Below are 22,761 nucleotides of genomic sequence, written 5' to 3'. Positions count from 1 at the left end.
CTGGCAAAGCCGGCTTCACGGTGGCCCCGGCCGGGAGCCGCGCCCACTTCAACGGCAACTGACACCTTCCATGGCATCCCACGACTTCGACGTTCTCATCGTAGGCAGCGGCCTCGCAGGCCTCTCGGCCGCGCTGCACCTGGCCCCCACGCACCGCGTGGCCGTCATCACCAAGCGCACGCTGCAGGATGGATCGAGCGGCTGGGCCCAGGGTGGCATTGCCGCCGTGCTGGCCGACGACGACAGCTTTGCCGCCCACATCGAGGACACGCTGGTGGCGGGCGCGGGCCTGTGCGACCTGGCCACCACGCGCTTTGTGGTGGAGAACGCGCCTGCATCGATCGCCTGGCTGCGCCAGCTGGGCGTGCCCTTCACGCTCGAAGGCGACCAGCTGCACCTCACGCGCGAAGGCGGCCACAGCGCGCGCCGCATTGCCCATGTGACCGACGCCACCGGCGCGGCCGTGCAGCGCACGCTGATCGACGTGGTGCGCGCCACGCCCGGCATCACGCTGTTCGAGCAGCACACGCTGGTGGACCTGATCACCACGCGCAAGCTGGGCCTGCCCGGCCACCGGTGCCTCGGCCTGCATGCGCTGGACAGCGACACCGATGAGGTGGTGACCTTCCGTGCGCCGCAGACCATCCTGGCCACGGGCGGCGCGGGCAAGGTGTACCTGTACACCACCAACCCCGACACCGCCACGGGCGACGGCATCGCCGCCGCGTGGCGCGCGGGCTGCCGCGTGGCGAACATGGAGTTCATCCAGTTCCACCCCACGGGGCTGTACCACCCGCACGAAAAGTCCTTCCTCATCAGCGAGGCGGTGCGCGGCGAAGGCGGCAGGCTGCTGCTACCCCCCTCGGCGGGCGGCACGCGCTTCATGCTGGACCATGACCCGCGCGCCGAACTGGCCCCGCGCGACGTGGTGGCACGCGCCATCGACTTCGAGATGAAAAAACACGGCCTCGATTGCGTGCACCTGGACATCTCGCACCAGAGCCCCGCGTTCTTGCAGGAACACTTTCCGAACATCCTGGCCCACTGCGCCGCGCTGGGCATCGACATCACCAAAGAGCCCATCCCCGTGGTGCCCACGGCCCACTTCACTTGCGGCGGAGTGCTGACCGACCTGGCCGGCCGCACCGACCTGCCCGGCCTGTACGCCGTGGGCGAGGTGGCCTGCACCGGCCTGCACGGCGCCAACCGGCTGGCCAGCAACTCGCTGCTCGAATGCATGGTGTTCGCACGCGCTGCCGCCCAGGCCATTGCCACGGCCCCCACCGCCGATCTGCCCGCCGTGCCCGCCTGGGACGACAGCCGCGTGACCGACGCAGACGAGTCCGTCGTCATCTCCCACAACTGGGACGAGCTGCGCCGCTTCATGTGGGACTACGTGGGCATCGTGCGCACCAACAAGCGCCTGGAGCGCGCCGCGCACCGCATCGCCATGCTGCAGGGCGAGATCCAGGAGTTCTACGCGCACTTCCACATCACGCGCGACCTGCTGGAGCTGCGCAACCTGGTGCAGGTGGCCGACCTGATCGTGAAAAGCGCGCAGCTGCGCCGCGAAAGCCGGGGCCTGCATTTCAGCCGCGACTACCCTGAGATCGCAGCCCCAGCCGCCCCTACCATCCTCGTCCCCCCGGTGCCCCGATGACCTACAGCGTCAAGGAAATTTTCTACACCCTGCAAGGTGAAGGCGGCCAAGCGGGCACGCCTGCCGTGTTCTGCCGCTTTGCGGGCTGCAACCTCTGGACGGGCCGCGAGCAGGACCGCGCGCAGGCCATCTGCCAGTTCTGCGACACCGACTTCGTGGGCACCGACGGCACTTTGGGCGGCAAGTTCGACACCGCCACGCTGCTGGCCGACACCATCGCCGCGCAGTGGCCTGCCGGCGCAGGCCACCGGCTGGTGGTGCTGACCGGTGGCGAGCCCCTGCTGCAGGTCGACGCTGAACTCATCGACTCACTGCACGCCCAGCAGTTCCGCATCGCCGTGGAGAGCAACGGCACCGTGAAAGCGCCCGAGGGCATCGACTGGCTGTGCATCAGCCCCAAGGCCGGTGCACCGTGGGTCCAGCGCAGCGGACAGGAGCTGAAACTCGTGTGGCCCCAGCCCGGGTTCGACCTGCGGGCGCTGGAGCAGGACACCCAGTTCACCCACCGCTTCCTGCAGCCCATGGACGGCCTGCTGCAGCGCCAGAACACCGCCGCCTGCATCGACGCCTGCCTGGCGCACCCCGCATGGCGCCTGAGCCTGCAGACCCACAAGCTCACCGGCATCCGGTGATGCGGCATTTTTGTTGTTGATTTCCGTATGTTGTTCACCATTTCCCAGCGCTTCTTCTTCGACGCCGCCCACACCCTGCGCCGCGAGATCGAGGCCGAAGGCAGCCGCCGTGTGCACGGCCACACCTACCACGCCGAGGTCTCGCTCAGCGGCCCGCGCGACCCCGCCACTGGCATGGTGCTGGACCTGGGCCTGCTGCGCCGGGGCCTGGAGGTGGTGCGCGGGCAGCTCGACCACCACATGCTGGATGACGTGCCGGGCCTGGGCACGCCCACGCTCGAGAACCTGTGCGTCTTCATCGCCCAGGCGCTGCCCGCCGAACTGCAGCCGCGCGTGAGCCGCGTGCGCGTGTGGCGCGACGCGCTGGGCGACAGCTGCTTGCTCGACCTGCCCGCGCGCTGACACACCACCTGCCCCACCGGCAGACCCCGCCCGCGCCGCCACCGACTTCACCCAAGGAAGCCCGATGTTCCGTACCTTGCTCAAATCCAAGATCCACCGCGTCGCCGTGACCCAGTGCGAGCTGCACTACGAGGGCTCCTGCGCCATCGACGAAAACCTGCTGGAAGCAGCCAACATCGCCGAGAACGAGCAGATCCACGTCTGGAACATCAACAACGGCGAGCGTTTCATCACCTACGCCATCAAGGGCCAGCGCGGCAGCGGCATGATCTCGGTGAACGGCTCGGCCGCGCGCCGCGCCGCCGTGGGCGACCTCATCATCATCGCGGCCTTCGCCCAGGTGCATGAGGACCAGGTGCCCACGCACCAGCCGCAACTGGTGTTCGTGGACGAACACAACCGCCAGACCGGACTGCGCCACGCCGTGCCCACACAGGCCCTGTGATGAACATGCAGCCCCTGCACGCCGGCCTGGTGGCCCGCAGCCTCGCCAGCGTCTGGCACCCCTGCACGCAGATGAAGCGGCACGAGGCCCAGCCGCCCGTGGCCATCGCGCGCGCACAGGGGCCTTGGCTCTACGACACGCAAGGCCGGCGCTACCTCGACGGCATCAGCTCCTGGTGGGTCAACCTCTTTGGCCACAGCCACCCGCACATCAAGGCAGCCCTCGCCGACCAGCTGGAGCGGCTCGACCACGTGATGCTCGCCGGCTTCACGCATGCGCCGGTGGTGGAGCTGTCGGAAAGCCTCTCCGCGCTCACGGGCCTGGGCCATGCGTTCTACGGCAGCGACGGCGCGGCGGCCACCGAGATCGCGTTGAAGATGAGCGCGCACTACTGGCGCAACATGGGTCGCCCCGCCAAGAGCCGCTTTGTGGGTCTGGCCGGTGGCTACCACGGCGAGACCGTGGGCGCGCTGGCCGTGACCGACATCGCGATCTTCCGCGAGGCCTACGCGCCGCTGGTGCGCCTGGCCGCCACCGTGCCCAGCCCCGATGCGCGCGGCGCGGCGCCCGGCGAAAGCGCCGAGGACGTGGCGCGTCGCAGTGCCCAGGCGCTCGATGCCTGGCTGGCCGAGCACCACGCGAGCACCGCCGCCCTCATCGTCGAACCGCTGGTGCAGTGCGCCGCCGGCATGGCCATGCACAGCCCCGAGTACCTGCGCCTGGCGCGCGCGCTGTGCGACCGCTACGAGGTGCACCTGGTGGTGGACGAAATCGCCGTGGGCTTTGGCCGCACGGGCACGATGTTCGCGCACCAGCAGGCGGGCATCCGGCCGGACTTCATCTGCCTGTCCAAGGGCCTCACGGGCGGCACGCTGCCGCTGTCGGCCGTGCTCACCACCGACGCGGTGTATGCCGCGTTCTACGACGACGATGTGGCGCGCGGCTTTCTGCACTCGCATTCGTACACCGGCAACCCGCTGGCCTGCCGCGCGGCGCTGGCCACGCTGGAGCTGTTCGGCCAGCTCGACACCCTCAACGCCAACGCGGCCCTGGCCCTGCGCATCGACGCGGCCTGCATGCCGCTCACCCGCCATCCGAGCGTGCGCCACGCGCGGCGCCTGGGAATGATCTGGGCCTGGGACATCGACACCACGCTGCCCGACTTCGCACGCCGTTACCACCAGCACGCCATGGCGCGGGGGCTGGTGCTGCGCCCCATCGGCCACACGCTGTACGCGATGCCACCCTATGTGCTCGACGAAGAGGCCGTGCAGCGCCTCGCCGAGGGCGCGCTGGGCGCACTGAACGCCACCCTGCAGGAGGAGACCCCATGATTGGATGTTTTGTCACCGGCACCGACACGGGCGTCGGCAAGACGCTGGTGTCCACCGGCCTGCTGCACGCCCTGGCGCCACACCACCGCCGCGTGGTCGGCATGAAGCCGGTGGCCGCGGGCGTGGTGCCCTGGGGCGAGGACTGGGCCAGCGAGGACGCGATCGCGCTGCGTTCGGCCTCCACGCTGGCCGTGGCGCCCGAGCTGGACAACCCCGTGCTGCTGCTCGATCCGCTCTCGCCCCACATCGCCGCCGCGCGCGCCGGGGTGCGGATCGACATCGCGGCCATCGTGCGCAGCTACCAGGCCCTGGCGGCCCAGGCCGATGCGGTGGTGGTCGAAGGCGCGGGCGGCTTCCACGTGCCGCTGTCGGACACCGAGACCGGCGCCGACCTGGCCCAGGCCCTGGCCCTGCCCGTGGTGCTGGTGGTGGGCCTGCGGCTGGGCTGCCTGAACCACGCGCTGCTCACGGCCGAGGCGATCCGCGCGCGCGGCCTCGCGCTGGCCGGGTGGGTGGCCAACCGCGTGGACCCTGGCATGGACGCGGCCGAAGAGAACATCGCCTACCTGCGGGACCGCCTGGGCGCGCCGCTGCTGGCCGAGGTGCCCTACCAGGAACTGCCCGACGCGCGCGGCTTGGTGTTCGAGCTTCCCGGGGAGTGGCTATGACCGCGCCGACCTCCTGCGCGTCCTGGCTGGACGAGATCCCAGGGCAAATCGCCGACCTCGAGCGCGCCCACCTGCTGCGCCGCCGCCGCGTGGTGCAGCCCGCAGGGGGTGCCCACCTGCTGGTGGACGGGCAATCCATGCTGGCCTTCTGCAGCAACGACTACCTGGGCCTGGCCGGCCACCCCGCGCTGGCCGAGGCCGCGCGCGAGGCCACGCACACCTTTGGCGTGGGCTCGGGCGGCTCGCCCCTGGTCAGCGGGCACAGCGCCGCCAACGCGGCGCTGGAGCAGGAACTGGCCGCCTTCGTGCAATTGCCCCGGGCGCTGTACTTCTACGCGGGCTATGCCACCAATACCGGCATCATCCCCGCCCTGGTGGGCGCGGGCGACGCACTGTTTTCCGATGCGCTCAACCATGCCTGCCTGATCGATGGCGCGCGGCTGTCACGCGCCACCATCCACCGCTACCCGCATGCCGACCTGGCGGCACTGCAAGCCGCGCTGGCCGCCAGCCCCGCGCGGCGCAAGCTGGTGGTCAGCGATGCCGTCTTCAGCATGGATGGCGACCTGATCGACATCCCGGCGCTGCTGGCGCTGTGCGAGCGCTACGACGCCCTGCTGCTGCTGGACGACGCCCATGGCTTTGGCGTGCTCGGGCCGCAGGGGCGCGGCAGCCTGGCGCACGCGGGGCTGGCGGGTGCCGCCGCGTCGCGCCGCGTGCTCTACATGGCCACGCTGGGCAAGGCGGCGGGCGTCGCCGGCGCCTTCGTGGCGGGCGACGCGGCACTCATCGAATGGCTGCTGCAGAAGACGCGCACCTACATCTTCGCCACCGCCGCGCCGCCCCTGCTGGCGAGCGCCTTGCGCAAGAGCCTGGAGCTGATGGCGGCCGCCGACGACCTGCGGGAGGGGCTGCGCCAGCGCATTGCGCAACTGCGCGAAGGCCTGGCCACGCTGCCCCCAGGACTGGGCTGGCAACTGCTGCCATCCCACACGGCGGTGCAGGCACTCGTGATCGGCAGCAACGAAGCCGCCCTGGCCGCGATGGAAAGCCTGCGCCGCGAGGGCCTGTGGGTGCCCGCCATCCGCCCGCCCACCGTGCCCGCGGGCACGGCCCGGCTGCGCATTGCGCTGTCGGCCGCCCACACGGCCCACGATGTGGACCGGTTGCTGGCCGCCCTGGCCGCGCATGCGGCCCACGCGGTCCCGGCGGCCCGCCACGTGGCCGCCCGGCAGCCGCCAGCCACTGGCACCAGCGGCGCGCGCGCGGCCGTCAGCGGCTGAGGGCAGGCGCCGCCGGTGCTCCCCGCGCCCCCCTGGAGCGCCGTCCCCCGGAGTGGCCGTCAGGCGCTTTCCTTGACCACGCGCCCGTTGAGCGGCTGCAACGGCCGCGCGTTGGCGTTGTACAGCTGGCGAAACGCCTTGATCTGCTGGGCGCCGAGCTTCACGGGCTCCTTGAGCACCATCCACTGCACGCCTTCGGAACACGGCGGCGTGGTCAGCGAGCCGTCAAAGCTGTAGTAGCCTTTCCTGGCGGGCAACAGGGCGCTGGCGTCCAGGGTGAGCCCCTGCACCGTCACCTGCTCGCCGGTGCGCGGCAGGTGCGCAAAGATGGGAGCCCACGCGGCATTGGGCTTGCCGGGCTGTATCAGCGCGGCCACCACGCCCAGCCCGCCGTCCTCGCCCTTGTGCACGAAGTGCGCCACCATGGCCGCGCGCTTGCCGCCAATGGCTTCCTCGCTGGGGGTGTGGAAGTGGAACTGCAGCAGCTCCATGGCCCTGCCGTTGACCACGAGCCTGCTGCCGGCGGGCATGTTGACCTGCACCGTGTGGCCGTTGTTGACCAGCGTGGGCGCCCCGGGCGTGTATTGGAACTCGAGCGCCGGCAGCGCCTCCTTCACGGTCTTGCGGATGTCCACGGGGCTTTGCGCCGCACCCCGCGCGCAGGCTTCAAAGCCCGCCTCCAGCGCGCCCCAGTGCGTGGCGCCGTGCTTGCCCTTGTACTCCCAGTGCGGTGGCGATTGCGCGCCAGCCCCGGTGGCGGCGCACAGCGCCAGGACGGCGAGAGCGGTGTGTCGGATCATTTTTTGGTATGTCATGGTTTTACTGAACACGGTTGAGGAAAAGCCGCTGCCCACCTGCACGTCCGCCGCATGCGCCACGGTTCGCCACGGATTGCAGCACCCTGGCAATGTTCCTGGCGGCACGGCAGGAACCTGCGAACCGGCACACGGCGCGGGCCCCGCACAGTGAGCGCGGGGCCGCCCGGATTCTGAGCAGGCGGGCCGCTCCGCGGCAACACAAATCGCGCATGGCCCTGGTGCCGTGTCAACAAGGAGCGGCCGCCCCGCATTCGCCACCGGCCTTCAAGCGCACGCGAACGCCCGCGAGGGCTGGAACGTCGCCCCCGGGCCGGGGCCGGCCTGGGAACCTGACCGGCGCAAGCCCCCGCGCGCCCGGCGGTGAACCCGCGCCCTTAAACTGGCGCGGCGCGCACAGTGCGTGCCCCGCCCAGAACGGAATCACGAATCCCATGCCCCATCTCACCGTCGAATACTCCAGCAACCTGCCCCACTATCCCGAGGCGGACACCCTGGCTGCGCTCAACGCCACCCTGTGCGCCCACCCCGAGGTGCAGGACGAGGCCGATCTGAAGACCCGATTCATCGTGGCCGACAGCTTCGAGATCGGCACCGCACCGGCCCAGCGCGCGTTCGTGCACGCGCAGCTGCGCCTGCTCTCGGGCCGCACGCCCGAGGCCAAGAAAGAACTCTCCGGGCGCATCGCCGCCGTGCTGCGCGAACGCACACCCCGCCCCCAGGGCGTGATGGTGCAGCTGAGCGTGGAAGTGGTGGACATGGACCGGGGCTCCTACGCCAAAGAGCGGCTTTGAACCGGCGCTGAATCCTCCGCCAGCCCGGCCCCCACCACCCACGCGGGGCGCCGGCGCCGATCAGCCTTCGAGCGTGGCCGGCAGCCAGCCCCGCAGGCTGTTGAGGAAGGCCCAGGCCTGCACCCGGGGCACGTCAGACACGCGCAGCACGGCCTCCACCACGCGCCCCTCGCGCAATGCCACGGCGCGGCCCACGCCGGGCAGCAGGCCGCAGGACAGGGGCGGCGTCACCCACCGCCCATCGATGAGCGCGGCGATGTTGCCGAAGGTGCTTTCGGTGATCTCGCCCGCCGCGTTCCACAGCACCGTGTCGAACACGCCGGGCGTGGTGGGCGCCAACGCCGCATAGTGCGCGCGGCGCGTGGTCTTGTGGCGCACGAATTCGCCGTGCGCCTCCGCCAGCGGGCGCGTGGCCAGCTGCAGGCGCACGGGTGCGGCCGTGGGCTGCAGCGCAAAGGCCTCGGCCCGGGGCGTGCCGGTGGCGTCCAGCAGCAGGCGCGCCCGCCAGGCCCCCGCAGCGTGTGCGGCGGCCAGCGCCCGCAGGCATTGCGACACGGCTTTCGCATCCCAGGGCACGCCAAAGTGCGCAGCGGTCTTCTCCAGGCGCGCCAGGTGGTCGGCCAGGTGCCGGAAGGCGCCGGCCTCCAGCGCCAGGGTTTCAAGCAGGTCAAAGGGCTGGCTGGCGCGCTCGGCAAAGGCCCGCTTGTGCTGCCACTCGCTCCACTCGGCATCGGCCAGCGCGCCCGAGGTGATGCCGCTGCCAATGCCGCAGGTGGCGTGGACGGCCGGGCCTTCCTCGCCGTCGCCGCCGCTCCCGCTGCGCAGCACCACGGTGCGGATGGGCACGTTGAACGTGGCGGCCACCGCGTGCCGGCCCTGCGCGTCGGGCGGGCCGGCCGGGCGCACCACGCCCACCGCGCCGCAGTACACGCCGCGCGGCGCGGGCTCCAGCGCGCGGATCATCCGCATGGCGCGCACCTTGGGTGCGCCGGTGACCGAGCCGCACGGGAACAGCGCCGCAAACACATCGGCCAGCGTGGTGCCGGGCCGCGTGCGGGCCGTCACGTCCGAGGTCATCTGCCACACCGTGGGCAGGGCCTGGGTGGCGAACAGCGCGGGCACGCGCACGCTGTGCGGCAGCGCAATGCGCGACACGTCGTTGCGCAGCAGGTCCACGATCATCACGTTCTCGGCCCGCTCCTTGGGCGCCGTGCGCAGGTGCTCGGCCTGGGCCGCGTCCTCTTCGGGGGTGGCTCCGCGCGGGGCCGTGCCCTTCATGGGCCGGGCCAGGAGGGCTCCACCATCGGGGGCATCCCGCCAGTCGAAGAACAGCTCGGGCGACACCGACAGCACCTGCTCGGGCCCCGCGTCGATGTGCGCCGCATATCCGCCGGGCTGGGCGCGCAACAGCGCGGCAAACAGTGCCTGCGCCGACCCCTGAAGCGTGCCATGAAGGGGCGCGGTGTAGTTGACCTGGTACAGCTCGCCCGCCGCGATCGCCTGCTGGATCCGCGCCAGCGCGGCATCGAACGAGGCGCGGTCAGGGCTGCCGGTCCATGCCACCTGAGCAGGAGGCTGCGCCGCGGGGCCCTGCGCGCCTTCGGGCCAGGGCAGCGGCGCGTCGTGCACGGCAAACCAGGCCAGCGGTCCGTCGGCCGCGTGGGTCTGCAAGGCCGCATCGAACGCGGCGGCCGCCTCGTAGCGCACATGGCCCACGCACCAGCGGCCCTGCCGCGCAGCGGCGTGCACGGCGTCGAGCACGCCGCGCACCTGGGGCAGCGCGTGGGCCACGAGCACCTCGCGGGGTGTGCCGAAGGCGTGGCGCAGGCGCGAGGCGCGTGCATCCAGCGGCTGGGTGAAGTCGATGCGGGAAGTGATGGTCAAAACAGGCGCTAGCGCAGGTATTTCATGCGCTGACAGCTATCAAAATCAAAGCAGATCAGGCCCTGCGGGTGGTACTGTCAGGCAGCGCCCAGGTGCGGCACCAGGGCGCTGGCCGGCTGCCCGTTCTTGAGCGCGGCGGTGAAGGCCAGCATGCGGTCAATCGGCTGGCGCGCGCGCGGAATCAGGGCGGGGTCCACATGGACCGCGTTGGCACCGGTCTCCAGCACCCGCGCCACGTCGGCCAGGCCGTTCATCGCCATCCAGGGGCAGTGCGCGCAGCTCTTGCAGGTGGCGCTGTTGCCGGCGGTGGGCGCCTCAATGAACACCTTGCCGGGGTTGAGCGTGCGCAGCTTGTGCATCATGCCGTTGTCGGTGGCCACGATGAATTCGGTGGCATCCATCTCGCGCGCGGCCTTGAGGATGGCGCTGGTGGAGCCCACGGCATCGGCCAGGGCGATCACGTCCGCAGGGCTCTCGGGGTGGACCAGCACCTTGGCGCGGGGGTGCTCCTTCTTGAGCGCCTCCAGCTCGAAGGCCTTGAACTCGTCGTGCACGATGCAGGCGCCGTTCCAGAACACCATGTCGGCGCCGGTCTCGCGCTGGATATAGGCGCCCAGGTGGCGATCGGGCGCCCACAGGATCTTCTGGCCCGCGGCCTTAAGGGCCCCCACGATGTCGAGCGCGCAGCTCGAAGTCACCAGCCAGTCGGCGCGCGCCTTCACGGCCGCGCTGGTGTTGGCGTAGACCACCACGGTGCGGTCGGGATGGGCATCGCAGAACGCACTGAATGCGTCGATGGGGCAGCCCAGGTCGAGCGAACAGGTCGCATCGAGGTCCGGCATGAGCACCGTCTTTTCGGGGCTCAGAATCTTGGCCGTCTCGCCCATGAAGCGCACGCCACTCACCACCAGCGTCTGCGCGGCGTGGTCGCGGCCAAAGCGCGCCATCTCCAGCGAGTCGCTCACCAGGCCACCGGTTTCCTCCGCCAGGTCCTGCAGGTCGGGGTGCACGTAGTAGTGCGACACCATGACCGCGTTCTTCTCCTTGAGCAGGCGGCGGATCCTCTCCTTGAGCGCGGCGCGCTCAGGCGCAGCGGGCTCGGGCGGAACGCGGGCCCAGGCGTGTTTCGTGGAGCAGACGGAGCCCTCCTGGGTACCGAGCGGCTGTTCGTACTCCACATCGATGCGGTTCAGCACGGCGGTGGTGGTGGTCATGACAGCTCCTGCAGGCGCATCGAAAAATCGGTGGCCTTCACGTCCTTGGTCAGCGTGCCGATGGAGATGCGGTCCACGCCGGTCTCTGCCAGCGCGCGCAGGCCATCGAGCGTGACGCCGCCGGAGATTTCCAGAATCGCGCGTCCGGCATTGATGCGCACGGCCTCGCGCAGCGTGGGCAGGGGCATGTTGTCGAGCAGCACCATCCTGGCGCCGGCTTCCAGCGCCTCGGCCAGCTGCGCCAGCGTTTCCACTTCGATCTCGATGAACGTGGCTTGCGCGGCCACAGCCTGCGCGGCTTTCAGCACGGCGGTCACGCCACCGGCGGCGGCGATGTGGTTTTCCTTGATGAGCACCGCGTCGTGCAGGCCGATGCGGTGGTTGGTGCCACCGCCCACGCGCACGGCGTACTTCTGTGCCAGGCGCAGGCCGGGGAGGGTCTTGCGCGTGTCCACGATCTGGGCGCGCGTGCCGGCCACCACGTCCACATAGGTGCGGGTCTTGGTGGCCACGGCCGACAGCAGCTGCAGAAAGTTGAGCGCCGTGCGCTCGGCGCTGAGCAGCGCGCGGGCATTGCCCGTGAGTTCCAGCACCACCTGGTCGGGCGCGCAGCGCTGGCCCTCGGCCACATGCCAGATGATCCCCATGGTGGGGTCGAGCGCGCGCAAGGCGGCTTCGGCCCAGGGCGCGCCGCAGATCACGGCGGACTCGCGCGCCAGGATGCGCGCGCGGGCGCGGCGGGCGGGGTCGATCAGGCCGGCGGTCAGGTCACCTGCGCCCACGTCTTCCGCCAGGGCGCGGGCCACATCGGCCTGGGCCAGGGCCGCCACATCATGGTCCATGGACTGTTGGTTCGAAAGCGTCATGGGGCGGGAGCATACCGGGAACCCAAAGGCCACTGCGCCAGCGCAGGCCGTTTCCCACCGCGCCGGCAACCAATAAGTACACCCATTATTGGTCGCATAGACTCGCGGCAATTTTTGTCCATGCATGCCCCATGACTGCCACCAGCACCGTTTCCGCCACGCCCTACGGTACCCTGCCGCCCGCATCGCCCCTGCCCCAGCGCCGCCCCGTGAGCCTGCCGCGCCTGGCGCAGATGCGCGCGGCGGGCGAGAAGATCACGATGCTGACCGCCTATGACGCCACCTTCGCGGCCGTGGCCGATGCGGCGGGGGTGGAATGCATCCTGGTGGGCGACTCGCTGGGCATGGTGTGCCAGGGCCTGCCCAGCACGGTGGGCGTGGGCCTGGACACCATGGCCTACCACACGGCCAGCGTGGCGCGCGGCCTGCACCGCGTGCAGGGCACGGCCTGGCTGGTGGCCGACCTGCCGTATGGCACCTATGCCGAGAGCCGCGAGCAGGCCCTGCGCAGCGCCTGCGTGCTGATGCAGGCGGGTGCGCACATGGTCAAGCTCGAAGGCGGGGGCTGGACCGCGCCCACGGTGGAGTTCCTGGTGCAGCGCGGCGTGCCGGTGTGCGCCCACCTGGGCCTCACGCCGCAGACCGTGCATGCCCTGGGCGGCTACCGCGTGCAGGGCAAGACCGACGACGACGCCCGCACGCTGCGCCAAGAAGCACACGAACTGCAGGACGCAGGCGCCGCCATGCTGGTGCTGGAGATGGTGCCCGCCGCGCTGGCCGCGGCCCTCACGGCCGAGCTGCCGCGCTGCCACACCATCGGCATCGGCGCGGGCAACGGCACGGCCGGCCAGGTGCTGGTGTTGCACGACATGCTGGGCATGAACCTCGGAAAAATGCCGAAGTTCGTGCACAACTTCATGTCGGACGCGGGCAGCGTGCGCGGCGCCATGGAGGCGTATGTGCAGGCCGTCAAGCAGGGACGTTTCCCGGACAACGCGGTACACGCCTGGTAAGCGCCCCCCCCGGATTTTTCAACAGACGCACTCCCGCCCCATGCTGATCGCCCACTCCATCGCCGACCTGCGCCAGGCCCTCGCCGCCCGCCGCCACCCCGCCTTCGTGCCCACCATGGGCAACCTGCACGACGGGCACATCGCCCTGGTGCGCCAGGCCCGGCCCCTGGGCGACGTGACCGTGGCCAGCATCTTCGTGAACCGCCTGCAGTTCCTGCCGCACGAGGACTTCGACAGCTACCCCCGCACCTGGGAGGCCGACTGCGCGCAGCTGCGGGCCGCGGGCTGCGACGTGCTGTTCGCCCCGCGCGAGGCCGACCTGTACCCCGAGCCCCAGACCTTCAAGGTGCACCCCGATCCCGCATTGGCCGACATGCTCGAAGGCCAGTTCCGCCCCGGCTTCTTCGTGGGCGTGGGCACGGTGGTAATGAAGCTGTTCGCCTGCGTGCTGGGCCAGAGCGGCGGCACGGCGGTGTTTGGCAAGAAGGACTACCAGCAGCTCATGGTGATCCGCCAGATGGTGCGGCAGTTCGCATTGCCCATCGACATCGTGGCGGGCGAGACCTGCCGCGCGGCGGATGGGCTGGCGCTGAGTTCGCGCAACGGCTACCTCGGCCCCGAGGAACGCCAGGAGGCCGTGGCCCTGCCGCAGGCGCTCCGGCAGCTGGCGGGGCAATGGACTGCCCGGCCGCCAGCCGCAGGCGCGGCGCTGGAGCAACAGGCCGTCGATGCCCTGCGCGCACGCGGCTGGCAGCCCGACTACCTCACCGTGCGCCGCCGCGCCGACCTGCAGCCGCCCACGGCGCAGGACGGGCCGGGCATGCTTGTCGCCCTGGGGGCGGCGCGCCTGGGCGGCACGCGGCTCATCGACAACCTGGAGTTCTGATTAGCTCCTGAATTCATAGCAACCAGCGCTTTCCCATCAAGCGCCAGAGGCCAATTTCATGAGAAATCAATGCCTCCAGCCACCCCGCGCGATCCATTCCAGCAGCAGGCGGTTGACGGCCTCGGGCTGCTCCATGGTGAGCATGTGGCCGCATTCGGCCAGCACGGCATGGTGGGCGCCAGGGATGAGCGCCGCGATCTCCTCGGAGCATTCGGGCGGTGTGAGCTGGTCGGCGGCGCCACACGCCACCAGCGTGGGGCAGGCCACGCGCGGCAGGTGCAGCCGGGCATCGGGCCGGTGGATGACCGCGCGGTTCTGGCGCACCAGCTGCTGCGCGCCGGCGCGCAGCACGAAGTCGAGGTAGGCCTGCACCAGCGCGGGCCGTGCCGCATTGGCCGGGTGAAAGGCAAACGCCACGTTGGGCTCGATCACCTCGCGCAAGCGGCCCTGGGCGAACAGTTCCATCGCGGCTTCGCGCAGCGCGCGCATGTCGGGCGTCTCCGGCCGGGCCGTGGTGCCCAGCAGCGCCAGGCCGGCCACGCGCCCGGGCGCCTGGCGCGCGGCCTCCATGGCGATCATCCCGCCCATCGAGGCGCCGCACAGCAGCAAGGCCCCGGGATGCTCGGCCAGCACCAGCGCGGCCATGTCTTCAATGCGCTGCGCGTCGGGCCGCGCGTGGGCCGTGGCCACCACGGGGCGCAGCGCGGCCGGCAGGGCCGGCAGCTGGGCCTGCCACATGGTGGCATCACCGGCCAGGCCGGGTATCAGAACGAGCTGGGGAGGGTCGAAGGCATGCAAGGGGGTGTTGTTCATGGCCCCGGAGTGTCGCAAGAAACACGCGGGCGTGCAGGCTGCGGCGCTGGCGGGGAGGCCGCGCGGACGCCAGGACCGGCTGCGCGGCGGGCTTACAGCGCCTCGGACGGCACCGCCTGCACGCCGCCCTGGGGGGCCTGCGCCTGCACCAGATCGTGCACGAAACGCAGCTTGACCATGGCGCCGGAGGACAGCGCGAATGGGTAGGCATCGTGCTGGCCCAGGCTGCGGTTCAGGCTGTTGAGCATGAGGGTCAGCGGCACCCACTGGCGCACCATGTCCTGGAACGCGGGGCGCGGCGTGGCAAAGGGGTCGGTGACATGGTGGCGGATGGCGGCATGCGGGTCGGGCACCGTCACGCCCGCCTGGTAGCTGGCCGCCGTCTCCAGCAGGTCGATCATGTGCAGGTAGTGGGCCCAGGTTTCGGCCCAGTCCTCCCACGGGTGGGCCGCGGCATAGGCGCTCACATGGCGCGCGGCCCAGTCGCCCAGCTCGTTGCCCCGGGCGTAGTGCGCGTCCAGCGCGGCGGCGTAGTCCTGCCTCTCGTCGCCAAATACATTGCGGAAGGCGTCGATGCGGCCGCCATCGCGCACCAGCTGGTCCCAGTAGAAATGGCCGGATTCATGCCGCAGGTGGCCAATCAGCGTGCGGTAGGGCTCGCCCAGCGCGATGCGGCGGCGGGCACGCTCGTCGTCGTCCGCCTCGGCCACGTTGAGCGTGATGGTGCCGCCCAGATGGCCGGTGAGGATCGCGGGGCCGCCGGGCAGGTCGGCCAGGAATTCGAAGACCGGTCCGTACCGGCCGGGGACGGGTTCCAGCCCCAGGCGCGCCAGCGTGTAGAACAGCTGGCGCTTGGCCGCCTCGATCTGCTTCCAGCGCCCCAGGTTGGCGGCTTCCGAGAGGTCGGGAAGGATACGCGTCTGGCGGCACGAGGCGCACAGGTCGGCATAGTCGTTGGCGGGCACCGCGAAGTTGCACGCCTGGTACTCCGTGTGGTTGTGGCACATGCGGTACAGCCGCCCGCTGTAGTTCGCGGTGCCGCGCTCGCCCATGCGGCGCCACAGGCCCGGGCCGTCCTGCGGCGCGGGCGCCAGGGCGGCCATGGCGAGCTGGTCTGGCAGGAATGCCAGCGTGCTGCCGCAGTGCAGGCATTGCACGCTGTCAAAAAACACCAGGTGACCGCAATGGTCGCAATTGAATACGCGCATGGTGCCGAGCTTATACCCAGTGGGGCGTCCGTGTGGGGGCATCGCCGCCAGGTTCGCCGCGCGCCGCAGGCAGCGCCGGGCCCGGGTGGGGATTCCCAATGAAAAAGAGCAGGTTCCAGGTCATTCCTGGAACCTGCTCCCTGGCCCCGGCCGGCAGGTGGCGCGAGCCGCCTGCCCCGGGTTCATGCCGTCCGTTCAACGATCAGGGACGCACGACAATGCTGTTGCGCACTTCGCGCACATGCTTGGTGTTGCGCGCGATGGCCTCGGCCTGGTTCTTCTCGGTCTGCGACTTGGCAAAGCCCGACAGCTGTACCGTGCCGTTCAGCGTTTCCACGCTGATGGAGGTGGCGGAGACGGATTTGTCCTCCGCCATCTTGGCCTTCACGGCGGTGGTGATACCGGCATCATCGACATAGGAGCCCATGGTCTGCTGGTTGCGGGCCACCGAACAGCCGGTGGCCGTGACGATGGTGATGCCGGCGACTGCGGCAAAAGCGAGGGCACGTGCGTATTTCATGGTGTTGTCCTTCTAGAAGAATGGTTTGGGAACGCGGGTGCTGGAAAATTGCAATCTGCCGGTCTGTTGCACCCTCCGCGACCGGCGGACTGTACGGTTCGATTTCTGGTGCCTGATGGATGATGCTGGCGGGGCGGCCGCCATGGGGACAAAGTGTCACCCTTCAACGGCCGACCTGCAAGCCGGGCTGACAGGTCAGTATGCGGCGTGCCGGCGGCGCGACATCCACAGCACCAGCGTGGCCAGCGCGGCGCCCGAGGCAGCGGCGATCACCAGCGACTTGCCGGGCTGCTCGGCCACGTACTTGTTGGTGGCCTCCGCGGCCTGCTGCATCTGGCGGCGGGCCCGCGCGCTCGTTTCGGCGCAATAGTCGATGCTGCGTGCCGCGAGTTCCTGGGCGCGGGCCGCGAGGTCGTCAATGACCGGGTCGGCCTGGCTGCGCAGGTTGCGCACGCCCTCTTCGGCTTTTTCCAGGGAGTTGTTGGCGGCATTGCGCGTGGACTGTACGGCGTCTTGCGCACTCTGCAGCACATCGTCGGCGATATGGCGGGCGCTGCTGGCAACTTTGTCGGTGGCGGTCTGGATACTCATTGGGGAACTCCTTGGATGGTGTATGCGGGAATGGCTGGTTTCACGGCAACGGGCATCAGCCCTTCTTGAGCAGCCCCAGGACAAAGGTCACGACAGCCATGATCACGAAGACAAAGAACAGAATCTTGGCGATGCCCACGGCCCCGGCAGCAATGCCGCCAAAACCGAAAAGGGCTGCAATCAACGCGATCACCAGAAAAACAACTGCGTAATGCAACATTTCCTTCTCCTTTTGTAGGGGCCGGTGTGTGCCGGCGGGTCAGGGCACAAGAAATTCAGCGCCTGGGGTCCACTGTAGGAAGCCTGCCGCTTCAAAGATGCCGGTCCCTGGCGCGCGGGCCTGTCGGCGGTGCAGCGCGCCCGCTGTAGGACGAAGCCCTGCCGCCCGCGCACGGGTGGCAATGCAGCGCGCATCCCCCGCCTGGGCACGCCCGGGCAGCGGATGCAAAAAAACGAAAGGACTACAGGCCCCGAGAGGCGGGGCACGTCGGCGGTACCGCGTGCGCGAGGCCAATCGGATGGAAGAAGGCCTGGCGAGGGCACCGCGCCCCCGCGGATGCACCGCGCTGAGGGTGCGTCACACGTCCAGTGCGGGGGGCTTGGGCGCGTCCGCGGAGCGGTGCTGCAGCGGCAGCACCGCGGAGACCAGGGTGCCGCTGCCCGCGCGCGAGGTGATCGACAGCCGGCCGCCCGCGGACTCCACGCGGTGGCGCATGCCGGACAGGCCATGCGACGTGGGGCGCACCGTCGCCGGGTCGAAGCCGACCCCGTCGTCGCGCACCTGCACCGCCACATGGGTGGGATAGCCGTGCACCGACACCAGGATCTTGCTGGCCTTCGCGTACTTTCCGATGTTGGTCAGGGCCTCCTGGACCATGCGATACACCGTGAGCTGCGAGGCATCGGGCAACTGCACCGCCTCCAGGCTGGTCTCCACCTCGATGCCGGCGCGCTCGGCATATTCGCGCGTGAGGATTTCAATGGCCGCGGTCAGCCCGAGGTTGGAGAGCGATGAAGGCCGCAGGTCCTCGATGATGCGCCGCTTGAGCGCGATGCCGCTGTTGAGCGTTTCGGTCAGGTGCTTGAGCCGCTCCGCCACCTCGGGCACGGTGGCATCGATCTTGGACTTGAGCCGCGCGACGTCCAGCTTGGCCGCCGTGAGCAGCGCGCCGAGTTCATCGTGCAGCTCGCGCGCGAGGTGCCCGCGCTCCTCTTCGCGCACCTGCTGCAGGTGGTTGGCCAGTTCGGAAAGCGTTGCGGTGCGGTCCCTCACGAGTCCCTCCAGGCGATCCCGCTCGCGCTCGAGCAGGGCCTGCTCGCGCAGGTTGACCACCTGCAGCGCCTGCGCCTGGCGCAGGTACATGTAGAACGCGAGCAGCCCGATGACGGTGACCGTGGCGATGCCGATGCGCGACAGCATGAGCGATTGCTCGATCTGCTCCTGGCCCTGCTTGACATGCCGGTCGCTGCGCGCGATCAGCTCCAGCGCATGCTTGCGGATCGCCTCCATGTGCTCCTTGCCCACGTCGGTGTGCAGGATGAATTTCCAGGCGTCCTCATTGCCCTGCCGGCGCAGGCGCAGGCTCAGCTCCATCTCCGCCAGCTTGCGGGAGATCTGCCGCGACAGCAGTGCGAACTCCTGCATGTCGTCGGGGGCATCCATGAACAGTTCGCGCAACCCGTCCAGATTGGTCTGCACGCTGGCCACGGCCTTGTCGTAGGGCTCCAGGTAGGTCTCGTTGCCGGTGAGCAGGTAGCCGCGCTGGCCTGTCTCCGCGTCCAGCATGCTCTGCAGCAGGGTATTGACGGCCTTGCGCGTGTTCTGGCCGTGCGTCATCTGCTCGACCGCATCCTGCGAACGCATATGCCCCGTTTCATTGATCCCTACCAGCACCATGGCCGCCAGCAGCGCCATCGGCAGGCTCAACGCCATCTTGCGAACCTTGGGAAGCCAGATGCGGGTGTTTTCTTTGAGGCTCATACGCGGTATTCTGGATAATGTCTGAGGACCCGGCCGCCGCCACACCCCATCAGGGCGTGGCATGCCGAAGAACCTGTGCAACCAACAAACATCAGGCGCGGCACCACCGCCCTGCGAAAGAAAGATCGATGATCAAGATTGGCATTGTGGATGACCACGCGATTGTTCGTTCCGGGCTGCGGCAATTTCTGTCGGAGCACGTGGATCTGCGGGTGGAGGGCGAGGCCGCCAACGGCCGCGAAGCCATCGACCTCGTGCGCAACAAGGAAATCGACGTGCTGCTGATGGACCTGTCGATGCCCGGCCAGAGCGGGCTGGATGCGCTGGCCATGCTGCGCGCCAAGGCGCCGGACATGGGCATCCTGATCCTGAGCGGCTATCCCGAAGAACACTACGCGATCAACCTGATCCGCCAGGGCGCGAGCGGCTACCTGAACAAGGAATGCGAGCCCTCGGAAATCGTGGAAGCGATCCGCACCATCGCGCTGGGCCGGCGCTACCTCACGCCCGCCGTGGCCGAACTGCTGGCCCAGCAGCTCAACCGCAAGGACGACGCCCCGCCGCACGAGCAGCTGTCGGAGCGCGAGTTCCAGGTGTTCCTCAAGCTTGCCAAGGGCGAGACGGCGGGCGACATCGCCAAGGCCTTGTCGTTGAGCGTCAAGACGGTGAGCACCTACCGGACGCGTCTGATGGAAAAGATGAGCCTGTCTTCCAACAGCGATCTGACCTACTACGCGCTCAAGAACCGCCTGATTGACTGACATGGAACAGTGGCCTCAGTCCGGGGTCATGATTCGGGTCCGGCGGGGCATGGAGGTTCAGGTGTGAAGCCTGGACCCGGCGTGCAGCCCCGCCGCGGCGGGTTCACGCAGCTTGGCCAGATGCCGGCATGGGGGGGTTGGAGTCCAGGGGCACGGGGCCGCTGTGCTGGATGCAGTAGTCCACCAGCGCGTCGATTTCATTGGATTTGTCGAACACCGCGTCCACGCCCAGCTGCGCACAGCGCATGCGCACGTCGGGTGTCGCATAGTTGCTCAGCACCACCATCTTCTGGCCAGGCTTGCGGTCGCGGCAGGCCGCCAGCACCCCCAGGCCGCTGCCCTGGCGCAGGAACAGGTCCACGATGGCCAGGTCCCACTGCCCGCTGTTCGCGGCCAGCCAGCTCTTGCCTTCGTCTTCCGTCTCCGCCACTCCTACCGCCTCTACGGACGCCAACTCTTCGAGAGTACCAATCAGGTTCTCACGGATGGTCGCGTTGTCTTCAACGATATAGGTGCGGAGTTTCACGGAAGGGGTCCAGTTTCGCGACCGGTGCACAGTTGCGCTGATCGAGCCTCGAATTTAGATGCTGTGATGCCGTGATTCTGCCAGCCGCCACACGCGGCGGTTGTAGGAGGAATCCTACCGCGCAACACACACGGGGCAGCCGGGTGCGCGCCCTACATGCATGGTGCTCCACTCCATGGACCGGCCGTCCAGCATGAGCAGGCGGCCAGCCAGCGAAGTGCCGATGCCGGCCAGCAGCTTGAGCGCCTCCGCCGCCTGCATCGCCCCGACCACCCCCACCAGCGGAGCGAACACGCCCATGGTCGAACAGGCCACCTCCTCGAATTCGGCCTCCGGGGGGAAGATGCAGGCATAGCAGGGGGATTGCGCGGCACGTGGATCGACCACAGTGATCTGCCCGTCGAACCGGATCACCGCCCCCGCGACCAGCGGCTTGGCATGGGCGACGCACGCCGCGTTGATGGCGTGGCGCGTGGCGTAGTTGTCGCTGCAATCGAGCACCACGGTGGCTTCGCGCACGAGCGCATCGAGCACGCCGGCATCGGCCCGCGCCTGAAGCGCCGTGACCCGTACCCCGGGATTGATGGCAGCCATGGCGGCGGCCGCGGAGGCCACCTTGGGCTGCCCGACCCGCGCCGTGGTGTGGGCGATCTGCCGCTGCAGGTTGGTGAGGTCGACCACATCGTCGTCCACCAGCGTGATGTGCCCGACGCCAGCGGAGGCAAGGTACAGCGCGGCGGGCGAACCCAGGCCGCCCGCGCCGATGATGAGGGCATGCGCCGCCAGCACCCGCTCCTGCCCTTCGATGCCCATCTCATCGAGCAGGATGTGGCGCGAGTACCGCAGGAGCTGGTCGTCGGTCATGAAGGAATCTCAAGCAGAAAAGTGAACACAGCCAAGGGCAAAGTCAAAGGCACAAAAGGAAAAGCCGGATTCCGCTGGAATCCGGCTTGGAGCCGATCAGACCACGAGCGAAAGAAAGCTCAATTCTCTTTCTTTTCTTCCTTGCGTTCCGTCAAGGTCTTGCTGACCAGCACGGAGCGGCCCTTGAGCTGGTTCAGCGCCTGCACCAGCTGGAAGTCCTTGTCCGAACCGAATTCGGGCGCCTTGCGGTCGGAAGCGGGCTTCTTGGCCTCGTCCTCCATGCGCTTGCGCGCATCCTCGCGGGCCTTTTCACGGGCCTCGTCCTTCTTTTCCTCGCCCTGGCCGCTGCCCAGGTGCTTGTCGAGGTCGGCCTCGCGCATGCGCAGGGCCGCAAAGATGTTGCCCTCCTCGGACTCGTCGATCATCACGTCGGGCACGATGCCCTTGGCCTGGATCGATTTGCCGCTCGGCGTGTAGTAGCGTGCCGTGGTCAGCTTGATGCCGGTATCAGGCCCCAGGGGACGCACCGTCTGCACCGACCCCTTACCGAACGTCTGGCTGCCCATGATGGTGGCGCGCTTGTGGTCCTGCAGCGCGCCGGCCACGATCTCGCTGGCCGATGCCGAGCCTTCGTTCACCAGCACCACCAGGGGCACGGACTTGAGGGCCGGGGGAAGGCGGCGCAGCGGGTCGCCGCCGCCACGGCGCTGGTAGTAGTCCGGCGATGCCTTGTAGGTCGCCTTGCTGTCCGCCAGCTGGCCGTTGGTCGTGACCACCGTGACGTTCTCCGGCAAAAACGCCGCCGAGACGGCCACGGCCGCGTCCAGCAGGCCACCGGGATCGTTGCGCAGGTCCAGCACCAGGCCCTTGAGGTTGGGGTCCTGCTTGTAGACCTCCTCCACCTTGCGCACGAAGTCATCGACCGTGCGCTCCTGGAACTGCGACAGGCGGATCCAGGCGTATCCGGGCTCCACCACCTTGCCCTTGACGGACTGGGTCTTGATCTCTTCGCGCGTGATCGTCACCGGGAACGAGCGGTTCTCGTCCTTGCGGAAGATGGTGAGCGTGACCTTGGTGTTGGGCTCGCCGCGCATGCGCTTGACGGCGTCGTTGAGCGACAGCCCCTTGACCGCCGTTTCGTCGATCTTGGTGATCAGGTCGTTGGTCTTGAGGCCGGCGCGAAACGCCGGGGAGCCCTCGATGGGCGAGACGACCTTGATGAGCCCGTCTTCCTGGGTGATCTCGATGCCCACGCCCACGAAGCGGCCCGACGTGCCCTCGCGGAATTCCTTGAAGGACTTCTTGTCGAAATACTGGGAGTGCGGATCCAGGCTGGCGACCATGCCCGAGATGGCGTCGGTGATGAGCTTCTTGTCGTCCACCGGCTCGACATAGTCGGTCTTCACCAGGCCGAACACCGCCGACAGCTGCTGGATTTCCTCCAGGGGCAGTGGCGTCATGGCGCCGCGCGCCACCGTCTGCAGGGACACCGTGGTGAGCGCTCCGGCCACCACCCCCACCGACACCCATCCTGCAATTTTAAGTTTGTGGCCCATACAACACCTTTTACCGCTTCGAATCAATATACACCTTGGAAGGGC

General features: G+C 69.2%; 24 protein-coding genes. 11 read left to right on the top strand and 13 right to left on the bottom strand.

What is annotated here, in order from left to right:
• The first annotated feature begins 70 nt into the window (after positions 1–70).
• From nadB to bioF, 7 genes are all read left to right on the top strand, one after another.
• The gene (gene nadB, locus AC07OC_RS18705) at positions 71–1,660 is read left to right on the top strand and encodes an L-aspartate oxidase (RefSeq protein WP_218339549.1); all 1,590 of its coding nucleotides are present in this window, start codon (positions 71–73) and stop codon (positions 1,658–1,660) included.
• Entirely contained in the window at positions 1,657–2,292 is a 636-nt protein-coding gene (queE, locus tag AC07OC_RS18700; protein WP_218339550.1) for a 7-carboxy-7-deazaguanine synthase, read from the top strand. The genes nadB and queE overlap by 4 nt, the downstream gene beginning before the upstream one ends.
• A gap of 27 nt (positions 2,293–2,319) precedes the next feature.
• Positions 2,320–2,694, top strand: a complete 375-nt coding sequence (locus AC07OC_RS18695) for a 6-carboxytetrahydropterin synthase (RefSeq protein ID WP_218295897.1) — start codon at positions 2,320–2,322, stop codon at positions 2,692–2,694.
• A 64-nt stretch (positions 2,695–2,758) separates the two neighbouring features.
• A complete protein-coding gene (gene panD / locus AC07OC_RS18690; protein WP_218295898.1) occupies positions 2,759–3,139 on the top strand; it encodes an aspartate 1-decarboxylase in 381 nt (126 codons plus the stop codon).
• Positions 3,140–3,144: 5 nt separating this feature from the next.
• Complete coding sequence (bioA, locus tag AC07OC_RS18685) at positions 3,145–4,473, top strand: adenosylmethionine--8-amino-7-oxononanoate transaminase (protein WP_218339924.1); 1,329 nt, start codon at positions 3,145–3,147, stop codon at positions 4,471–4,473.
• Positions 4,470–5,141, top strand: coding sequence for a dethiobiotin synthase (gene bioD, locus AC07OC_RS18680; protein WP_218295899.1), 672 nt, complete (start codon positions 4,470–4,472; stop codon positions 5,139–5,141). The genes bioA and bioD overlap by 4 nt, the downstream gene beginning before the upstream one ends.
• Positions 5,138–6,424: an 8-amino-7-oxononanoate synthase gene (gene bioF / locus AC07OC_RS18675; protein ID WP_255591027.1), complete on the top strand. Its 1,287-nt coding sequence runs from the start codon at positions 5,138–5,140 to the stop codon at positions 6,422–6,424. Before bioD ends, bioF begins: the two co-directional genes overlap by 4 nt.
• Before the next feature lie 59 nt (positions 6,425–6,483).
• Here bioF and AC07OC_RS18670 read toward each other — a convergent pair whose 3' ends face one another.
• On the bottom strand, positions 6,484–7,224 hold the full coding sequence (locus AC07OC_RS18670; RefSeq protein WP_255591028.1) for a carbonic anhydrase: 741 nt from the start codon (positions 7,222–7,224) through the stop codon (positions 6,484–6,486).
• 449 nt (positions 7,225–7,673) lie between these two features.
• Here AC07OC_RS18670 and AC07OC_RS18665 point away from each other — a divergent pair, with 449 nt between their 5' ends.
• Entirely contained in the window at positions 7,674–8,033 is a 360-nt protein-coding gene (locus AC07OC_RS18665; RefSeq protein WP_218295901.1) for a 5-carboxymethyl-2-hydroxymuconate Delta-isomerase, read from the top strand.
• A 60-nt stretch (positions 8,034–8,093) separates the two neighbouring features.
• Here AC07OC_RS18665 and AC07OC_RS18660 read toward each other — a convergent pair whose 3' ends face one another.
• From AC07OC_RS18660 to nadC, 3 genes are all read right to left on the bottom strand, one after another.
• Complete coding sequence (locus tag AC07OC_RS18660; RefSeq protein ID WP_218339552.1) at positions 8,094–9,917, bottom strand: chorismate-binding protein; 1,824 nt, start codon at positions 9,915–9,917, stop codon at positions 8,094–8,096.
• Positions 9,918–9,994: 77 nt separating this feature from the next.
• Positions 9,995–11,131 carry a quinolinate synthase NadA gene (gene nadA, locus AC07OC_RS18655; protein WP_218339553.1) on the bottom strand — a complete coding sequence of 379 codons (1,137 nt, stop codon included), beginning with the start codon at positions 11,129–11,131 and terminating at the stop codon, positions 9,995–9,997.
• Positions 11,128–11,997, bottom strand: coding sequence for a carboxylating nicotinate-nucleotide diphosphorylase (nadC, locus tag AC07OC_RS18650; protein ID WP_255591029.1), 870 nt, complete (start codon positions 11,995–11,997; stop codon positions 11,128–11,130). The genes nadA and nadC overlap by 4 nt, the downstream gene beginning before the upstream one ends.
• Before the next feature lie 131 nt (positions 11,998–12,128).
• On the opposite strand from nadC, the gene panB reads away from it, so the two are divergent.
• Positions 12,129–13,010 carry a 3-methyl-2-oxobutanoate hydroxymethyltransferase gene (gene panB / locus AC07OC_RS18645; RefSeq protein ID WP_218295904.1) on the top strand — a complete coding sequence of 294 codons (882 nt, stop codon included), beginning with the start codon at positions 12,129–12,131 and terminating at the stop codon, positions 13,008–13,010.
• 40 nt (positions 13,011–13,050) lie between these two features.
• Positions 13,051–13,896, top strand: coding sequence for a pantoate--beta-alanine ligase (panC, locus tag AC07OC_RS18640; protein WP_218339554.1), 846 nt, complete (start codon positions 13,051–13,053; stop codon positions 13,894–13,896).
• A 66-nt stretch (positions 13,897–13,962) separates the two neighbouring features.
• On the opposite strand, the gene AC07OC_RS18635 is transcribed toward panC, so the two are convergent.
• The 6 genes from AC07OC_RS18635 to AC07OC_RS18610 all read right to left on the bottom strand — a co-directional run bounded on the left by AC07OC_RS18635 (position 13,963) and on the right by AC07OC_RS18610 (position 19,009).
• On the bottom strand, positions 13,963–14,709 hold the full coding sequence (locus AC07OC_RS18635; RefSeq protein WP_218339555.1) for an alpha/beta fold hydrolase: 747 nt from the start codon (positions 14,707–14,709) through the stop codon (positions 13,963–13,965).
• Between the two features lie 92 nt (positions 14,710–14,801).
• A complete protein-coding gene (locus AC07OC_RS18630; protein ID WP_218295907.1) occupies positions 14,802–15,917 on the bottom strand; it encodes a zinc-binding metallopeptidase family protein in 1,116 nt (371 codons plus the stop codon).
• A 202-nt stretch (positions 15,918–16,119) separates the two neighbouring features.
• Positions 16,120–16,437 (bottom strand): BON domain-containing protein, encoded by a 318-nt coding sequence (locus tag AC07OC_RS18625; RefSeq protein WP_218295908.1) that lies wholly within the window; start codon positions 16,435–16,437, stop codon positions 16,120–16,122.
• A gap of 195 nt (positions 16,438–16,632) precedes the next feature.
• On the bottom strand, positions 16,633–17,028 hold the full coding sequence (locus AC07OC_RS18620) for a hypothetical protein (RefSeq protein ID WP_218295909.1): 396 nt from the start codon (positions 17,026–17,028) through the stop codon (positions 16,633–16,635).
• Positions 17,029–17,083: 55 nt separating this feature from the next.
• Positions 17,084–17,248 carry a DUF1328 domain-containing protein gene (locus tag AC07OC_RS18615; protein ID WP_010463174.1) on the bottom strand — a complete coding sequence of 55 codons (165 nt, stop codon included), beginning with the start codon at positions 17,246–17,248 and terminating at the stop codon, positions 17,084–17,086.
• Positions 17,249–17,605: 357 nt separating this feature from the next.
• A complete protein-coding gene (locus AC07OC_RS18610) occupies positions 17,606–19,009 on the bottom strand; it encodes a sensor histidine kinase (protein ID WP_218295910.1) in 1,404 nt (467 codons plus the stop codon).
• Between the two features lie 128 nt (positions 19,010–19,137).
• On the opposite strand from AC07OC_RS18610, the gene AC07OC_RS18605 reads away from it, so the two are divergent.
• Positions 19,138–19,770, top strand: a complete 633-nt coding sequence (locus AC07OC_RS18605; protein ID WP_100409415.1) for a response regulator — start codon at positions 19,138–19,140, stop codon at positions 19,768–19,770.
• Positions 19,771–19,873: 103 nt separating this feature from the next.
• On the opposite strand, the gene AC07OC_RS18600 is transcribed toward AC07OC_RS18605, so the two are convergent.
• The 3 genes from AC07OC_RS18600 to AC07OC_RS18590 form a co-directional block, all read right to left on the bottom strand.
• On the bottom strand, positions 19,874–20,296 hold the full coding sequence (locus AC07OC_RS18600) for a response regulator (protein WP_218295911.1): 423 nt from the start codon (positions 20,294–20,296) through the stop codon (positions 19,874–19,876).
• 114 nt (positions 20,297–20,410) lie between these two features.
• Positions 20,411–21,160 carry a HesA/MoeB/ThiF family protein gene (locus AC07OC_RS18595; RefSeq protein ID WP_218339556.1) on the bottom strand — a complete coding sequence of 250 codons (750 nt, stop codon included), beginning with the start codon at positions 21,158–21,160 and terminating at the stop codon, positions 20,411–20,413.
• Between the two features lie 119 nt (positions 21,161–21,279).
• Positions 21,280–22,716, bottom strand: coding sequence for a S41 family peptidase (locus AC07OC_RS18590; RefSeq protein ID WP_218295913.1), 1,437 nt, complete (start codon positions 22,714–22,716; stop codon positions 21,280–21,282).
• Positions 22,717–22,761 lie beyond the last annotated feature (45 nt).

The sequence above is a fragment of the Acidovorax sp. GW821-FHT10E04 genome, from assembly GCF_059415185.1.
The sequence above is the reverse complement of the archived record's forward strand: the minus strand, read 5'-3'. Positions and strand labels throughout refer to the sequence as shown.

What these genes read in the sequence shown, in the direction of transcription:
- nadC (WP_255591029.1), bottom strand. Translation starts at nt 11,997, where the DNA reads ATGACGCTTTCGAACCAACAGTCCATGGACCATGATGTGGCGGCCCTG.
- AC07OC_RS18670 (WP_255591028.1), bottom strand. Translation starts at nt 7,224, where the DNA reads ATGATCCGACACACCGCTCTCGCCGTCCTGGCGCTGTGCGCCGCCACC.
- AC07OC_RS18605 (WP_100409415.1), top strand. Translation starts at nt 19,138, where the DNA reads ATGATCAAGATTGGCATTGTGGATGACCACGCGATTGTTCGTTCCGGG.
- queE (WP_218339550.1), top strand. Translation starts at nt 1,657, where the DNA reads ATGACCTACAGCGTCAAGGAAATTTTCTACACCCTGCAAGGTGAAGGC.
- AC07OC_RS18610 (WP_218295910.1), bottom strand. Translation starts at nt 19,009, where the DNA reads ATGAGCCTCAAAGAAAACACCCGCATCTGGCTTCCCAAGGTTCGCAAG.
- nadB (WP_218339549.1), top strand. Translation starts at nt 71, where the DNA reads ATGGCATCCCACGACTTCGACGTTCTCATCGTAGGCAGCGGCCTCGCA.
- AC07OC_RS18625 (WP_218295908.1), bottom strand. Translation starts at nt 16,437, where the DNA reads ATGAAATACGCACGTGCCCTCGCTTTTGCCGCAGTCGCCGGCATCACC.
- bioF (WP_255591027.1), top strand. Translation starts at nt 5,138, where the DNA reads ATGACCGCGCCGACCTCCTGCGCGTCCTGGCTGGACGAGATCCCAGGG.
- bioA (WP_218339924.1), top strand. Translation starts at nt 3,145, where the DNA reads ATGCAGCCCCTGCACGCCGGCCTGGTGGCCCGCAGCCTCGCCAGCGTC.
- nadA (WP_218339553.1), bottom strand. Translation starts at nt 11,131, where the DNA reads ATGACCACCACCACCGCCGTGCTGAACCGCATCGATGTGGAGTACGAA.
- AC07OC_RS18635 (WP_218339555.1), bottom strand. Translation starts at nt 14,709, where the DNA reads ATGAACAACACCCCCTTGCATGCCTTCGACCCTCCCCAGCTCGTTCTG.
- bioD (WP_218295899.1), top strand. Translation starts at nt 4,470, where the DNA reads ATGATTGGATGTTTTGTCACCGGCACCGACACGGGCGTCGGCAAGACG.
- panC (WP_218339554.1), top strand. Translation starts at nt 13,051, where the DNA reads ATGCTGATCGCCCACTCCATCGCCGACCTGCGCCAGGCCCTCGCCGCC.
- AC07OC_RS18590 (WP_218295913.1), bottom strand. Translation starts at nt 22,716, where the DNA reads ATGGGCCACAAACTTAAAATTGCAGGATGGGTGTCGGTGGGGGTGGTG.
- AC07OC_RS18595 (WP_218339556.1), bottom strand. Translation starts at nt 21,160, where the DNA reads ATGACCGACGACCAGCTCCTGCGGTACTCGCGCCACATCCTGCTCGAT.
- AC07OC_RS18695 (WP_218295897.1), top strand. Translation starts at nt 2,320, where the DNA reads ATGTTGTTCACCATTTCCCAGCGCTTCTTCTTCGACGCCGCCCACACC.
- AC07OC_RS18615 (WP_010463174.1), bottom strand. Translation starts at nt 17,248, where the DNA reads ATGTTGCATTACGCAGTTGTTTTTCTGGTGATCGCGTTGATTGCAGCC.
- panB (WP_218295904.1), top strand. Translation starts at nt 12,129, where the DNA reads ATGACTGCCACCAGCACCGTTTCCGCCACGCCCTACGGTACCCTGCCG.
- AC07OC_RS18665 (WP_218295901.1), top strand. Translation starts at nt 7,674, where the DNA reads ATGCCCCATCTCACCGTCGAATACTCCAGCAACCTGCCCCACTATCCC.
- AC07OC_RS18620 (WP_218295909.1), bottom strand. Translation starts at nt 17,028, where the DNA reads ATGAGTATCCAGACCGCCACCGACAAAGTTGCCAGCAGCGCCCGCCAT.
- AC07OC_RS18630 (WP_218295907.1), bottom strand. Translation starts at nt 15,917, where the DNA reads ATGCGCGTATTCAATTGCGACCATTGCGGTCACCTGGTGTTTTTTGAC.
- panD (WP_218295898.1), top strand. Translation starts at nt 2,759, where the DNA reads ATGTTCCGTACCTTGCTCAAATCCAAGATCCACCGCGTCGCCGTGACC.